At 31.2% G+C, this 15,729-nt stretch carries 11 protein-coding genes; 3 read left to right on the forward strand and 8 right to left on the reverse strand.

The window, feature by feature from the left end:
* The first annotated feature begins 16 nt into the window (after nucleotides 1-16).
* Nucleotides 17-2,371 (forward strand): APC family permease, encoded by a 2,355-nt coding sequence (locus tag PW52_RS05730; protein WP_044631973.1) that lies wholly within the window; start codon nucleotides 17-19, stop codon nucleotides 2,369-2,371.
* 66 nt (nucleotides 2,372-2,437) lie between these two features.
* On the opposite strand, the gene PW52_RS05735 is transcribed toward PW52_RS05730, so the two are convergent.
* From PW52_RS05735 to PW52_RS05745, 3 genes are all read right to left on the reverse strand, one after another.
* Entirely contained in the window at nucleotides 2,438-4,483 is a 2,046-nt protein-coding gene (locus PW52_RS05735) for a tetratricopeptide repeat-containing sensor histidine kinase (RefSeq protein WP_044631974.1), read from the reverse strand.
* 153 nt (nucleotides 4,484-4,636) lie between these two features.
* Entirely contained in the window at nucleotides 4,637-5,308 is a 672-nt protein-coding gene (locus tag PW52_RS05740; RefSeq protein WP_044631975.1) for a LytR/AlgR family response regulator transcription factor, read from the reverse strand.
* Entirely contained in the window at nucleotides 5,305-6,120 is an 816-nt protein-coding gene (locus PW52_RS05745) for a sensor histidine kinase (protein ID WP_240475151.1), read from the reverse strand. The genes PW52_RS05740 and PW52_RS05745 overlap by 4 nt, the downstream gene beginning before the upstream one ends.
* 413 nt (nucleotides 6,121-6,533) lie before the next feature.
* On the opposite strand from PW52_RS05745, the gene PW52_RS05750 reads away from it, so the two are divergent.
* Complete coding sequence (locus PW52_RS05750) at nucleotides 6,534-6,857, forward strand: EF-hand domain-containing protein (protein ID WP_082050848.1); 324 nt, start codon at nucleotides 6,534-6,536, stop codon at nucleotides 6,855-6,857.
* 49 nt (nucleotides 6,858-6,906) lie between these two features.
* Entirely contained in the window at nucleotides 6,907-8,166 is a 1,260-nt protein-coding gene (locus PW52_RS05755; RefSeq protein WP_117584365.1) for an aryl-sulfate sulfotransferase, read from the forward strand.
* Between the two features lie 456 nt (nucleotides 8,167-8,622).
* Here PW52_RS05755 and PW52_RS05760 read toward each other — a convergent pair whose 3' ends face one another.
* The 5 genes from PW52_RS05760 to PW52_RS05780 all read right to left on the reverse strand — a co-directional run bounded on the left by PW52_RS05760 (nucleotide 8,623) and on the right by PW52_RS05780 (nucleotide 15,500).
* Nucleotides 8,623-10,089: a vanadium-dependent haloperoxidase gene (locus tag PW52_RS05760; RefSeq protein ID WP_131453979.1), complete on the reverse strand. Its 1,467-nt coding sequence runs from the start codon at nucleotides 10,087-10,089 to the stop codon at nucleotides 8,623-8,625.
* A 213-nt stretch (nucleotides 10,090-10,302) separates the two neighbouring features.
* Nucleotides 10,303-12,759: a TonB-dependent receptor plug domain-containing protein gene (locus PW52_RS05765; protein WP_044631978.1), complete on the reverse strand. Its 2,457-nt coding sequence runs from the start codon at nucleotides 12,757-12,759 to the stop codon at nucleotides 10,303-10,305.
* 5 nt (nucleotides 12,760-12,764) lie between these two features.
* The gene (locus PW52_RS05770; protein ID WP_052823397.1) at nucleotides 12,765-13,685 is read right to left on the reverse strand and encodes a FecR family protein; all 921 of its coding nucleotides are present in this window, start codon (nucleotides 13,683-13,685) and stop codon (nucleotides 12,765-12,767) included.
* Between the two features lie 52 nt (nucleotides 13,686-13,737).
* Nucleotides 13,738-14,259 (reverse strand): RNA polymerase sigma factor, encoded by a 522-nt coding sequence (locus PW52_RS05775; RefSeq protein ID WP_044631979.1) that lies wholly within the window; start codon nucleotides 14,257-14,259, stop codon nucleotides 13,738-13,740.
* Between the two features lie 77 nt (nucleotides 14,260-14,336).
* Nucleotides 14,337-15,500 (reverse strand): cytochrome-c peroxidase, encoded by a 1,164-nt coding sequence (locus tag PW52_RS05780; protein ID WP_044631980.1) that lies wholly within the window; start codon nucleotides 15,498-15,500, stop codon nucleotides 14,337-14,339.
* Nucleotides 15,501-15,729 lie beyond the last annotated feature (229 nt).

A 15,729-nucleotide genomic window follows, 5' to 3' on the forward strand; every position in this document is an offset into this window, starting at 1 on the left:
ATCTAAACAATAAACTATGAAACTTTCACATTGGCTAAAACAATTACTGTCGGTGGTATTAAAAAACTTCATCGCTTTATTATTTGTTATTGTTGTTTATATTGTATTTAGAGTAGATCATTTAAAAGATCTTGTTGTGGTAATTATTCAACATAAATACCATGTGTTTATTATGATTGCCTTTTATGCATCTATATTAGTTCTAGCTTTTTTGATTAGTTATGGTAATTTAATTGAAGTAGAAAAATTAAAAGAACTTCGAATTAAGAATATATATAGAAAAGAGTTTGGGTTTTGGAAAAATATATCAAATATCATCCAACACTTAAATATTAAAGATTCAAAAGAAAAAGAGCTAGTAAATTCTAAAACAAAAGTAGCTAACTTAGAAAATATAGAGGAAACTCCTAAAGCATATATTAATAGAGTTTATCCTAAAATGCTAGCAACATATATGATTTTAGGTATAACGTTTTCTGTAAATTCAACGTATTACGATATTTTCCAAACCCATATAGCCTTCAAAGGGCTTTTTTGGTTGCTTACATTATTTTTACTTTTTTTAACTAACCCGAACTTTTCAAATTTTCTAAAAACAAAGCTTAAATGGAATTCTAAAAACGGTACATTTCCTTTAATTACTGTTCTAGTATTATTTTTGGTTATCATATTTTTAGGTATTAATAGTAAACACGGTACCCAATCTGATATCCGAAACCTCTTTTTGTCTTTATTCTGTTTAACTTGTATTTTCTTTTTTTTAAGTATTACGTATAACAAAAAATTACTAAGTTTTAAAGCTAAAGTAATAATGCCTATTGGATATATTTTAACATTAGGTAGCTTCGTTACATATTTTGTAATGTTTATTGGCCCTGCATTAAATAAATTAAAAATATTTACACCTATTGTAATTATTCTAATATGTTTAATAGGGTTGTATATTATTTTTATGTCTCTTTATTACCTAGGAAGATATAAACAATGGCCGGTATTAACTGTAACTTTTTTTACAGCTATTTTATTAACCATTTTAGTTGCACGAAGCAAATCGTTTAAGCACTATGAAGTGGTTACAGTTGATGCAAATAAAGATTTACATCCAGATAACCGACTATCTTTAAATGAATATATTAAACAATTTATTGCAGAGCGTAAAAATGCTATTTTAAACTTAAAGAAAGGAAAACAATTTCCAATTATTTTAGTTTCGGCAGAAGGGGGTGGCTCAAGAGCAGGACTTTGGTCTTTACTTGTGCATAGTTATTTATACGAAAAAAATAAAGATTATTTTAAAAAGCACTTATTTTCTATAACTGGAGCTTCAGGCGGTAGTGTAGGTAATAATATTTTTTACGCAGTAGCAAGTGAAAATGAAACCAATAATGGTTCCATTTCATTTAAAAATGAATCAAACAAAAAGTCTTTTATTTATAAAGGGAGTGACTTTTTTAAGGAAGATTATATCTCATCGTCTATTGCAGGCCTTTTGGGAAGAGATTTACTTGCAAGTATATTTCATTTAAATTGTTATCAAGATCGGGGAGAAATAACTCAAGTTGAATGGGAACAGCAATTTGATTCTGTATTTAATGCAAAAGGATTATTACAGAAACCGTACCTTGATGTTATGCCTAAAAAAGGAGCCAAGTTTACGCCTCCTATTTTAGTTACAACGACAACGCAAGTGCAAAAAGGACGTTTGTATGTAATTAGTCCAGTAAAGTTTGATAAACCACATGGCTTTTATGATTTATTAGAGGAATATGCTTACAATATTACTGATAAACAAGCTATAAAACGTTCGACAGCGATGTTATTAACAGCTAGGTTTCCATATATTAGTCCAAACGCCAGAATATCTGGAATTGGTCAATTTGGTGATGGTGGTTATTACGACAACATTGGAGGTACAGTAACGAAGTATTTAGAAGAAGCTTTAATTAAAGCGTTACAATCGGATACGTTGCTAACAAATAAATGGAAAATTAAACATTTAGTAATTTACAATAATACTAAAGAGACCAATGACAAATGTACGTGCAGTAAACAAAAAAATAATGATTCAATAAACTACTACAGCCAACTTTTCACTCCTGCCAAAATGGTGTTGAGTAGTGTTTTTGCTCATGCCGATGAGTTTATTAAAGCATCTGCTAACGACGTTTTAATAGAGTCGAAACGGACGCTTATTCCCATAGACCTGTACGAACAGAGAACGACAGATGAACTGCCTTGTGACAGCCTCTTTAGGCCGCTAATTCCACTTAGTCGCTATTTAAGTAATGATGCAGTTAAATCTCTTGAAAACCGTTTAGAAAACAAAATAGAAGTAGCCAACAGATTAGATAAACTTTTAGAATATAAATAATTTAATCATCTCTAGTTTAGAAGATACGATTTTTATAAAAGCCTTGGTACTTGGTTAAATTACAGTTTAATTTACCTTTTCCTTTGGCAAAGTAAAGTAAAAAGATGTGCCTACATTTTGAGTGCTTTTTGCCCAAATAGAACCACCATTTTTTAAAATTAATTCATGACATATAGATAGTCCTAAACCAGTTCCTTTTTCTTTCTGTGTACCGTAAGTGGATTTAATATGCTTGTTTTTAAATAGCATATTTAAATTAGTTTCACTCATGCCAATTCCATTATCTTTAACTTCTATTTGTAGTTTATTCAATTTTTCTTCCATAAATAACTCGATAGTTCCTTTTGTTTTGGTAAATTTTATGGCATTTGTAATTAAATTTCTAAACACAATATGTAATAAGTTTTTATCACTAAAAGTAATAATGTTATCTGGAAAATGGTTAATAATTTTAATTTCCTTTTTATCTGCTAATGGTTTTAAAAATGATATAGTACTCTCAATTATACTATTTAAATCAACATTTTCTTGTTTTAAATTAAGACCTTGCATTTGGGTTTTTGCCCAGATAAGAAGATTATTTAACATTTCTGACAAACTCTGAGTTTCTTTTAAAACATACGTAAAAAATTCCTTCGTTTCATTTTTATCAAGAGGTTCTTCTATTGATATTTTTATTAATTCATATAACGAGTTTATAGGGCCTTTTAAATCGTGTGCAATAATAGAAAATAGTTTATCTTTAGTATCATTTAATTCACTTAATTCAGATTCCCTAACTAGTAAAGCTTCTTGTTTTATTTTAAGTTTTTTATTAAATTTTTTCTGTAGTCGATTTGTTTTAAAAATAGAAAATAATGTAAGTAAAAGTATAAGTAATGCTGCAACGGTTAAATAATTAAAATATTTGTGTTTAGTTAAGGTTTTGTTTTGTTCTTGAATTAATTGTTTTTTCTGGTTTTCAAATTCTATTTTGGTTCGTAAAAGTCCCAATCCTTTTTTAAATTTTTCTTCAGTTTCCTTTTTATATAAGCTTAAGTATTTTTGTTGATGCTTATAAGCTAACTCGTAGTTGTTTAGTTTTTGGTAAACTTGATATAATGTCTCATGCGATTCTTTTATGCACAAAGCAATATTTAATTCCTTCGAAATCGCCAAAGCCTTATCTCCATAGTTTTTGGCGTTTTCTAAGTTATTAATTCCTAAATACGACTTAGCTAAACTACTATAAGCTAATGCTTTGCCGTATTTAAAGTCAATTTCTTCACAAACAGCTTCAGATTTTTTTAACCAATGAATAGCATTTTTAAAGTTTTTCTTTTTAATCTCAATAAATCCTTTTTGCTCATAAGCATGAGATAGCCAATCTTTTATGTTTTCTTTTTCAAAATATTTAGTACTTATTTCAACAATGTCTTCGGCTTCCTTTAAATTTCCAATTTTAGAATATTCTTGAGCCATATTAAGAAGTGTATATGCTAAAACTTCCTCTTCCTTAATATTACTGCTCATATCACGTGCTATATTAAGAAACGATTCTGCAGTTTCAAAATCACCATTCTCACTATAAATATTCGAAATATTTATGTTAAGACTTATTATCATGTCTATTTTATTAATGGTTTTAGCCACATTCAGTGCTTCTAAAAACATAGGTAAGGCCTTTTCTGCCTCGCCCTGGATCCAAAAATCGAGTCCCATATTGTTAAGAGCTCGCAGTTTTGGTTCGTTTAAACCATATTTTTCGGCAAGTTCAAGAGCTTTAGTATTATATTGGAAGGCGGTTTCTGTTTCACCTTTTTCAAAATAAAAATAGCCATAAGTAGAAAGAGCAATACTTTCTCCTACTTTATAATTATATTCCTTACTCAATTTTGTAGCCTCCTTTAAAAGAATTACCATACTGTCTGGATTGGTTCTTACTTTTTTTTTCGCTAACTCGAGTATAAGGTCTATATATTTCGTGTTTTTTGTAGAAAAGTTTGTACTATTCTGTAAGGTTTCAATTTCATTTAAGATACTTGCTTCTGTTTGGGAGTACACACTATCAATACAAGCAAATGATAAGAAAAATAAAATAGAAAAATATATTTTTAATATAATATTTTCCATAGTAAAAAAAACAGCAATTATGATCTATTCAAAATTAGATAATTAAGTTTTAATTTACACGAAAAATGATGTTTTTTTTCAATATATCGGTGTTAAATGTTTTTAATCGATAAAAACCATAAATTAACACTGAATTTTATTACAAAAAAATAATTAAAATAATTTCTTTTTAACAGCTTCATAGTAGCTGTCGCTTACTGGTATATTATGACTGCAAACTTGTAAGTTTCTACCTTTTAACGCAGAAACCTTTTGCTTGTTTACAATGTAAGAGCGATGCACACGCATAAAAATAGAAGTTGGTAATTTTTTCTGAAGCGTTTTTAAAGTTTGGTGACTCATAATCTTTTTGCTTTCTGTATAAAAATTCACGTATTCACTATCGCTTTCTATATAAAGAATATCATCAAAGTGTAATTTATGTAAATCGTAACCAGATTTAACCGTTATGGTATTTTCAATTAAAATAGTTTCTTTATTGTATTTATTAATGGCTTGCAAAAAGCGCTCAAAAGTTATAGGCTTTAATAAATAATCGAGCACATTTAAATCGTAACCTTCTAAGGCATATTCAGAATAGGCTGTAGTAAAAATTACTTTTAAATTTGCATCAATCATTTTGGCAAAATCGGTGCCTTTTAATTGTGGCATTTGTATATCTAAAAAAACAAGATGTACTTGTCCTTTTTTTAGGGTCTGTATGGCATCGATAGGATTTTCAAAATCATCAACCAATTCTAAAAAATCAACTTTATCGATGTACGATTTTATTAAGGTTCTTGCTAATTCCTCATCGTCAATAACCACACATTTTATATTATTCATACCAAATTTAATTGCAAATTAATCTTAAAACTAGTTTCGTTTTCAACTATTTTTAAGCTGTGTTTATTAGGATACAAGATAGCCAATCTTTTCTTTACATTTTCCAATCCAATACCGCCAACAGCATCTTTTACTACCTTATTTTGTGGTTTGCTATTTTCAACTTCAAAATTAATTTCGGTACTGGTTGCATTAATATTTATGTTAATAAAAGCATGGTCGCGATCATCAATATTACTGTGTTTTAAAGCGTTTTCAATAAATGGAATAAAAAGCATTGGAGCCACCAGAATAGCGTTGCTTTCTATATTTAATGTTGTAGAAATAGGATAGGTTTTACTACTTTTTAATGCGAAAAGCTTCAGGTAATTTTCAATGTATTCAACTTCTTTTTTTATTGGCACTGTTTCCTGCTCGCAGTCGTACAACACATAACGAAGCATATCGGATAAATTAATAATACTTTTTTGTGTTTTACCAGCATCTATACCAGCTAATGTGTAAATATTGTTAAGAGAATTAAACAAAAAGTGAGGATTAATTTGCGATTTAAGTAATTTAAGTTCGTTTTGCAAATTTACATTTAGAGCTTTTATAGTTTCGGCTTCTTTTTTCTTTAAATGATTAAAAACTTCGAGCGCTAAAGCTATACTGTAAGCAATGCCCATAATAAGCAGATTAAACAAATAATGAGACGGTGGTTGTCTGGGGCCAGATTCGTGTGGCGGTGCAGGAGCGGGCATGTTATTAATAGGATGATGCGGCTCCATTGGCATTCTAAAAATATCGGTTATAATAAAAGCCAATACCATAATTAAAAAAACCGAAATAAGACTAAATACTACATACTTTTTTGTGAACAAAAGTTTGGGAGCAAGTACGTAAATAAGCAAATAAATAAGAACAACTTGACAAATAAATACTGTCAAATTCTCATTAAATAAAGCGGAGTCTAGGCTTTGGTTAAACCAAATTACTAGGCCTATAAATAGCCACAAAGCCACCTGTACAATTAGTCTGTTAAATCTATTCATACTACAAAGTAACGGAAAATAAAATCCATGAGTTGCCCATTTTAAGCCAAAACTAAAAGTGAAACAAAGCGCTTACAGAACAAAACAAGCCGTTTACTGAAAACTTACATCTGTTCGTAGAAAACAACATTATTGCATTTAACTTTTATAGACATTTACACTCTAAGAGTAAATTTAAAATACAAAAAATTATGAATTTGAAAAACCTAAAACTACTTACTTTAATAGTAACTGTGGCCTTGTTTGCATCTTGTAAATCGTCATCGGAAACAGAAAATCAAAGCAGAAATAACCAACGTCAACGTGGTGGACAACCAAATGCAGAGCAATTAATATCTGAAATGGATGCCGATAAAGATGGTAAACTTTCGGAAGCTGAAGTAAAAGGACCGTTAAAAAATGATTTTTCTAAAATAGATACCGATGAAGACGGTTATTTATCGAAAGTAGAAATTGAAAACGCGCCTAAACCAGAACGACAAGGTGGAGGAGAAGGAAGACCTTCAAGAGGTTAGTATAAATAAAATGAAAAATTAATCACTTAAAATTTAACAACCTACAAATATGAAAAACTTAATATTAAAATATAAAGCGAACTATTTAAGCGCTTTTTTATTGGCATCTTTAGCCTTTTTAACAGCATGTTCAAATGATGATAGCGATGATACTACCGAGGAAAGTACCACCGATGGCATCGACACAGATTCTTATATTCTTGTTGTCGATACAGGAGTAAATGGTGTTTTTTTAATAGACCATGATGGTGATGAATTAGTAGAATGGGATTTAGATGGCGAGGAATTAGGTGATGAAGCCGAACTTTTAGACGATGGTAGTTTAATTGTTGAATTAAAAACGTCTAATTCTACAATTTCCTTTGGAGGTTATGGCGGTAAGTTTAAAAAAATAAATGCCGATAAAACTGTAGATTGGGAAATTTCATATTCCGATACAGATTATAGAGCACATCACGATTTCGAATACCTTTCTAACGGTAATATCTTATTTTTAGTTTGGGAAAGAGTGACTGCAACTGAAGCAGAAACTATGGGCTTTGAAGCAAACAGGGCTATTTATCCAGAAGCTATTGTAGAGTTAAATCCGCTTACCGAAGAAATTATTTGGGAATGGCATGCAAAAGATCATTTAGTGCAAGAATACGATAGTACAAAAGAAAACTACGGTGTTGTTGTAGATAACCCAAATAAAATAAATGTTAACTATAACAGCAGTCAAACCGATGGTGACATTATGCATGCTAACGGCTTAACATTAGATGAAACAAGCGATTTAATTTATGTTACCGTAAATTATTATAGCGAAGTTTGGGTAATTGACCACAGCACAACTACTGCAGAAGCAGCAACAAGCACTGGTGGAAATTATAATTTAGGTGGTGATTTGATTTACCGCTTTGGAAATCCGTTAACGTATAACAATACGGGCGAAGTAACACTAAACCGTGTTCATTATCCTAATTTATTAGATACTGGAAATATGTTAGTGTACTCGAATAATATTTACAACGGACAATCGGCAGTAATTGAATATGAGTTAAATCCGCCTTACGAATTAGTTGCAGGTCAAGATAACGAACCAACGGTTACTTGGGAGTTTACCGATAGCAACTTATATAGTTTAACAACAAGTAGCGCCGGCCGAATGAGCAACGGAAATACCTTAATTGGTGTAGGAACAGCAGGAACTATTTGGGAAGTAAGCGAAAGTGGCGAAGTGTTATGGAAAAACACAAACTTTAATGCCATTTGGAGAACGTATCCCGTAGATGTTGATTCGCCAGCAGTAACAGCCCTAGGTCTTTAACCATAAAGTTAGTTGTAATTCTAAATAATGAATTACGTTTTTTTATTAGTCTCAAAAGCTTCGCAATGTATTGCGGAGCTTTTTTTATTGATGTTATTTAATGAAATTGAAAATAGAAATAATCGAGGTTTAAACTATTCTATAAATTCCTTTTTATTCTCTAAATATTTATCCTACTAGTTACCAACGCTCTATTTTTAAATGAAAATTAAATACAACAGTACTTCTTTTAAATTTAAAATGATTTATACGGCATTTAAAAATATATGGGAATAACTTAAAGCGTTTTCAATTCAACTTAATTAAGAATAAAATAGGGGAGTAATCTTCTAGATTTTAAAACGATTAAATTATAAATAATTCAAGTTATCTACAAACAACATTTCAATAAATTACTATAAAAATAAGCCATAATAAATACACTATTATGGCTTAAATTATTAGACTTTATTACTATCAATTATTGTTATTATTATTGTTCCCGTTGTTATTGTTGTTTCCGCCTTGTAAGTTAATAGCGTTAACTGCAACGGAAACCTCATAACCTAAACGTAAACCTTCAATAGCATCTTGCTCAATATGTACTCCTAAAGACACACGCGAATATGCGTTTTCTGTAGCCATTTCAGAAAAAGAAGAAAATGTTCTGGCGGTACCATTAAAACTTAAATTTGTAAAATCGCTATAAGTATTATCGGTAAAATTGATGTTATCAGTATTAAAAAAATCTATAAAAATACCAGCTGCAGCGCCTGCAAAGGTTGCGTGACCAGAAGGATAACTTGGAAAAGCAGGGTTTACACCATCAATAAATTTCGATAAATTAGTGGTGTAATCTTCATCAATATATTCTCGAATAAAATTACTCGGTCGCTCAATGTTGTAGGTGTATTTATCGTCCCAAGCAGAAACGGCCGCATCATTTAATGCCAAACCTAAACGCAATAAAAGCTCTAAAGATTCATCGTAATCTAAATCGTATTGTTCTATTAATTGATTTGCGATAGAAAAATGTCTACCTGGTGGACTAATCATTAAACCTTCTACATCATCTGCCCAAAATTCGGCAATCCATAATTGTTCGGTATCGGTTGTAGCTGCTGCAATGGTAGCTTGGTAAACATCATTCATTTGCTGATAATAGTTACTGTTTGGGTTAGCGCTGTGTTGTAAAACACTGTTAAAATTAGTGCTGCTAGTTTGGTTTGGCGAAATAGCAAACGTTCTTACTTCTCTCCAATATGGAAACCACGCATTTTCACCTTCACCAGCTTCCCAAAGTCCCACGCCAACTGGAGCAATATAGCTGTTTGGTGTTTGGTTAACAATTTGTTCTTCGGCATCGTTATCGGTTTCGGCATAAGCAATAACACGTTCTGCAACATGGGTTCCCCAAAGTTGGGAGTTTTCAATTTCATCATCGGTTAAACCAACGGTTAAAGTCTCTTCCATATCATCTTGAAAATTCGAAATACTCTGTCTTGTGCCGGCTTCCAAACTATGCATAAAATGATCTATTGCAATAGCATAAGCCGTGTTTAAAGCTAAATTTAGATTGACATTATTTTCTAAATTATTATTGTTGATGTTAAAATTGTTAAATCTATTGGTGTTAGAATTGTAATTATCCATAAATGGAACTGCGGTTTCATATCCTGTTAAATGAATATATGCTAACGATCGTGTAACGGTATTGGGCCTCATACCAACAGTGTATTGATCTAAAGACACCCAAAGGTCGCTCCATTGTACAATTAAATTTGTGGTGTTATTGGTAACATCGGCTTCTACAATGCCCGCTTCAATACTATCGCTGTTAATATCTTGAATAATGTCTTCGGATAAATCGTCATTATTACAAGCTTGAAACAAAATTATGTTTATAGCTAGAATAAAAATCCATTTTAAGTTTGTTCTTTTCATAATGTTGGGTTTAAAATTTAAGTTGATCTCTTTTAATTTTTGTGTTAATACAACATGCAATTACAGCTTAAAAAATGGCTATAAATTGCTTGTTTGTATGTATTACGAGAATGCTTAAGTTTTACCCAACCCTTTTTTTAAATAAAAATAAAAAGTAAAAATAAAGTGACTTAAAACACTTTATAACAGTTAGTTATGAATTAGTTTTAAAATTTAGAAAAACAAATTTAATTGTAGATTTGGTGAAAACTGACTTGCTTTCCTGAAGTTATTATCGGAAGTATTTTGAAAAACATTTACAATATTATCCTGATTGTAAACATTTAAAATAGATAAGCCTAAAACAGATTTAATTCCTTTTGATGGCTTGAACGTATATGAAGCAGAAAAATCGAGTTGATGTAAAGCATCAAATCTATCGCTATAATCGATGTTAGCGTTATTGCTATCGGTTTCGTCGGGATAAATAATGGGTATTCCAGAAAAGCAGCCCCATGTTAATGCAAATTTCCATTGATTTAAAGTGAGCAATCCCGTTAAATTTATAATGTGAGTTTGGTCGTAAAACGCTGTGGTGCTAACGCCATTAAAATCTGTTTCGGTACGACTAAGCGCATAACTTACCCAAGTTTCGAAGTTGCTCCAACGGCGTTTAACAAATAAATTGGCTCCCTTACTGGTAAGATTGCCTTGTTCGTTATCGGTTTTATTGGTTATATCTGTTGTTTTTTTATGATACAATTCTAAATCGAATAACCACTTTGAGTTTTCAAAAACACCACCAACCATGGCTTGTGTGCCTTTTAACGGATTGATGTCTTCTTTAGGCAAGTACCAAAGCTGATTGGTTATATTAAAATCGTCGAAATCGTTTGTAAACTTCTTTTGTATAAACTGATTAGAAGTACCAAATGAAGATTTTAAATACCAACGATTATCAATTTTATAACTCGCTAAAATCCTCGGGTTTACATACAGTTTCTTTAAAGGAACGTAGTAATTATTATGAATGCCTAAGGTTAAAATTAATTTCTCTTTCCAATTTTTTTGTACAGACAAATAATTTGAATGTACCGTAGCATTTTGTTGGCGCTCTGTATTTATTTCGTTTTCTTCTTCGAGCTCGTTGCTAATAATATCGTGCGCTGTTAAGGTATAACCGGCATCGAATTGTAAATTATCGTTGTGTTTATAAGTGGCTTCAGTAATTAATCGAGTATCTTTTATGGTGTTATCATATTTTTGATAGCTAGAACGTTGCTCTAAAACAAAGCCTTCACTTTCGCTATAAATATTCATTTTCGATTTGCTCAATCTCACTTCTGTAGTCCATTTTTCAGAAAAATGAGCTTTCCATTTTCCTGTAATCCCCCAATTATCTAATTCTAAATCTCGATAATCTATTTGGTTGTTAGAATTATTGCTTTGTATTTCAGCATATAAATCGTTCTGAATATTTATAAAACTTAATGTTGCATTATGTTTGTCGTTAATTTTATAGTTTAATTTGGCATTGATATCAGAAAATCCCATGTCGAAATTATCAGAACTATTAATTTCATCGGATTCTGGCTCTAATTTACTACCCTGAAAAATAAGCTCGGAAATAGCAGTTAATTTAGGTGTGTTAAACTGCGGATAACTGGTTCTAAAAGCAACGAGTAAAGATAATTTGTCCTTTATTAGTTTAGTGTTAATTGTAGCCCCAGCGAAAATGGTATTTAAGGCCACTTCGTAGCTGTTTTTTTCTGGAATTTTAGCATCTGTTGTCATGTTTATTAGTCCGCCAACACGACCGCCCCATTTAACAGGTAACATATTACGCTGCACTTCAATATTCGAAATAATTGAAGCGTTGTAAGGCGAAATAGCACCAAAAAAATGTCCAGAATGATAAATTGGTATATCGTCTATTTGCACTAAATTTTGATCGTAAGTACTGCCTCTAAAATTTAAATTTCCAGATTTTCCACTCGGTGAATGTATTCCAGGAACATTGTTTAATACATTAAAAATATCGCCATCGGTTTCACCAGCCAACAAACCTAAAAGCTCTGTATTAATTTGTAAACTGTGGTCTCTAATTCTAGAATCGATACCACTAGTTAAATAACTTTTTAGCAAAACTTGACTTAAGCTAATTTGCTGTTTGTAAAGTTTTAAGCTATTAGTTTTTTGTAAATCTTTTGCTTGTAAATGGACTGTTTTATAAAAATTGGAATAAAAATGAATAGAATCTAAAGGAAAAACATCGTTTATTGTGAAAACACCTTGTTCTTCGTGTACTACTTTATGAGCTTCATTATTTATTTGATATTGTAAAGACATTGCGCTTTCGTTGGTTTCAACATCAATAGCTTTAAAAATCAAAGCATCTCTATTCGGAATTATAGTATAGAATTTACCATCGATACTCGTAATGCTTATAGGAATTTTTTGCTGAATTACTTCAAGACAATTAGAAATGCTATCGCAGTTAATGTTTTTATTGATTAAAAGGGCATCAAAAAAAGTGTGATTGTATGAAAAATGCACATCGAACTTACGTTCTAACTCCGAAAGTTTATCTGATAACTTTACTGTATTTCCTGTTTGCGAAACGCTAAAATTGAAAACGCAAAAACAAAAAAATACTAGTAGATATTTGTTAAAATTGAAATTCCGGATCATACAAACTAGTCTACAATTATCGTTTTTCCACTTATTGTATAGTTAATTTCCATAGAAGAAAACAAGGTTTGTAAAGCGGTATTTAAATCGTTATGAGGCACTGTGCCAGTAAACTGTAAATTATGATATGTTTCTGGAAGTTCAATGTTTATGTCGTAATACTTTTCTAAATCGGTAGCAACTTGCAATAAATTAGTCTCGAAATATTTACTGAAACCATCGAGCCATTCCGGACTTTTAGCATTGTGCGTTGTATGCACCAATTTATTGGCTTTGGCTATGGCTGCATGACCTTTAGTTAAAATTTCGGCATCGTTATTATATGTAACTTTAACTTTTCCTTCGTAACATTTAACTTCAAAAATAGTGTTGTTAGTATTCACATTAAATTGAGTGCCTAACACTTGTATGCTTCCAGAATTAGTTATCACATTAAAACGTTCACCTTTAGTAACATCAAAAAATGCTTGTCCGTTTAATTCAATATTTCGGTTATGCTCCCAATCCTTTTCTTTAAATGAAATACTTGATAAAGCATCCATTTTAACTACAGAACCATCGGGTAAATTAATGGTTTTAGTTTCTGCAACAGCAGTTTTAATCGTAGTTTCAGCATTAATAAAGTAATTAAACGTAACAAATCCGGCAGTTAATAACACAACAATAGCTGCGGCTATTTTTAACCATGATGCAGATTTACTTTGTTTTGTTGGAGCAGGGGAGATTACCAGTTTTTTACGCTTGTTAAGATCGGCTAAACCTTTTTCAACATCAAACTTTTCAACTTGCCATGTGTCAATATCATCAAGAACAACTTTAAGATCGTTTAATTCACCGTTAGATTCTAGCTCCATTTTCTCGCTGTCTTCTAAACGATTATCAAGCCACCTTGCCAGTACATTATTCTTACTAAATTTATCGTCCACCGTTACTTTTTTTATCTAAATTATATAGGCTTAACAAGCTGTTTTTGCCCGATTAAATGTTTCGTTTTTGCAGTTCGGTTATTTCTTTTAACTTCATTAATGCTTTTGAAATTCGATTTTCAACTGCAGTCTGGCTAATTTGTAACTTATTAGCTATGTCTTTATAAGTGAGCTTTTCAATTCTGTTTAGTAAAAACGCCTCACGTTGTTTTTCTGGTAATGCAGAAATGGCTGCTTCTATTTTTTGTTTAAATTCTTTGGTTCTTAAATGAAAATAAGGATCTTCAATATCTGATGTTTCAATATAATTTTTCTCAAATTTCAAAGCCACTTTTTGTTGTCTTAACGAATCTATAAACATGTTTTTAGCTATGGTGTAAAGAAATCCAGCTGCTTTTTCGTAAATAATACTGTTACATTTAGCCCATAATTTTATAAACGACTCTTGTACAACATCTTCTGCTTGTTTTAAATTACCAAACTTAAAATATAAATGATTCCTTAAACTCTCGGCATGTTTTCGGTACAAATTATTATAAACATCTTCATCGCAAACAGAGAAGGATTGATCCATTATGACTTATTATTTAATTGTAAATATAAAATAAATTTAGCGGAGCATTTTTATTTTATAAAAACATTAAACAATGGCTATTCTATAAAAAACGGGTCGGAAAATTTTTCATCGTTTGTAAACACTTCGTCTGTTAGCGTAATTAAAAAATCAACAAGGGCTTGCTTATCGGCATCCGATAAATTTAAACGGCGCACGTTGTTGCCTTGTGTTAAACGGTTATCGAGGTTCGGGTTATTTTGCACACCACTGTTATAATGCTCGATTACTTCTTCAAGGGTTTCAAATCGGCCATCATGCATATAAGGTCCCGTTAATTCAATATTTCGTAAAGAAGGCACTTTAAATTCGCCCAAGTCGTTATTATTTCCTGTAATTCCGCCAACGCCTTCATCGGTAATAGTAGCGTCTAAACCGTTGTTTCTGGCTTGATCGCCAACAAAAACATTGGTTGCATGACAATCGAAACACCTCGTTTGGTTACTTAAAAACAACTGTTTACCGCGGTTTTCGGAAGCTGTAAAATTGGCAAAATTATTATTTATGTTGTTGCTTTGTGCCATGCCTTCATCGAATTTAGATTGGTAGGACACCATAGATCGAATAAACTGAGACACCGCTAAAGCAATACGATTGCTTGTTATATCACTATCACCAAAAGCATTTTCAAATAACACTTCATAATAATCTATCTGTGCTAATTTGGTTTCAAGCTCTGGTAATGTCATGCCCATTTCGACTAAATCCTGAATAGGAATTAAAATTTGTTCTTCCAACGAATCTGCCCTTTCATCCCAAAAAAACCGACCATTTTCATAAAACCTCGCATTGGCTAAACCCATGGAGTTTCGCGACGTAAAATCGCCATCGAAACCTGTACTTAACGGATTAGGATCGGAAAAACCATTTTCTTGAATATGGCACGAGGCGCAAGAAATACTGTTGTTTACCGATAAGTTTTTGTCGTAAAACAATACACGTCCAAGCGTTGCTCCATTGTTGCTAATTTGGTTGTTGTTAGGCGTGTTGTCTTCGTTTTGCACATCATTATCTAAAAAATAGTTTGGTAATGCAATATTTGCATAATTGAATGGCGTAGTAGGTAAATTTAGTTCCGATATATCTGGAGTAGTGGTGCCTATGTCTTCAAATTCATCCATTGTAATATCGCTGTATTCATCTTCGCTACAGGACATAATTGCTAGTACAAATAATAAAATTAAGGGCAAATGGTTTTTCATTTTAAATAGTGTTTTGATTAAATAATTACATCGTTGATTTCACCAATTTGGTGGCGATTTTTATTTAATACGTTACGCTACTTGTTTTACCCAACCCTTGGTTTTATTTTTTTTATTGAATGATTTGTGAAAGTAAAGTCTGCAATTATGTCCAACTACAGTTTATTGAAAAAATTTATTCTAAAATGTTTCTTCTACGATGTTAATGAAATCGAGTTTGGGAGATTCA

The organism is Neotamlana sedimentorum (assembly GCF_000943565.1).
GTDB classification, from domain to species: Bacteria; Bacteroidota; Bacteroidia; order Flavobacteriales; family Flavobacteriaceae; genus Neotamlana; species Neotamlana sedimentorum.

What these genes read in the sequence shown, in the direction of transcription:
- PW52_RS05730 (WP_044631973.1), top strand. Translation starts at nt 17, where the DNA reads ATGAAACTTTCACATTGGCTAAAACAATTACTGTCGGTGGTATTAAAA.
- PW52_RS05735 (WP_044631974.1), bottom strand. Translation starts at nt 4,483, where the DNA reads ATGGAAAATATTATATTAAAAATATATTTTTCTATTTTATTTTTCTTA.
- PW52_RS05740 (WP_044631975.1), bottom strand. Translation starts at nt 5,308, where the DNA reads ATGAATAATATAAAATGTGTGGTTATTGACGATGAGGAATTAGCAAGA.
- PW52_RS05745 (WP_240475151.1), bottom strand. Translation starts at nt 6,120, where the DNA reads ATGGTATTGGCTTTTATTATAACCGATATTTTTAGAATGCCAATGGAG.
- PW52_RS05750 (WP_082050848.1), top strand. Translation starts at nt 6,534, where the DNA reads ATGAATTTGAAAAACCTAAAACTACTTACTTTAATAGTAACTGTGGCC.
- PW52_RS05755 (WP_117584365.1), top strand. Translation starts at nt 6,907, where the DNA reads ATGAAAAACTTAATATTAAAATATAAAGCGAACTATTTAAGCGCTTTT.
- PW52_RS05760 (WP_131453979.1), bottom strand. Translation starts at nt 10,089, where the DNA reads ATGAAAAGAACAAACTTAAAATGGATTTTTATTCTAGCTATAAACATA.
- PW52_RS05765 (WP_044631978.1), bottom strand. Translation starts at nt 12,759, where the DNA reads ATGATCCGGAATTTCAATTTTAACAAATATCTACTAGTATTTTTTTGT.
- PW52_RS05775 (WP_044631979.1), bottom strand. Translation starts at nt 14,259, where the DNA reads ATGGATCAATCCTTCTCTGTTTGCGATGAAGATGTTTATAATAATTTG.
- PW52_RS05780 (WP_044631980.1), bottom strand. Translation starts at nt 15,500, where the DNA reads ATGAAAAACCATTTGCCCTTAATTTTATTATTTGTACTAGCAATTATG.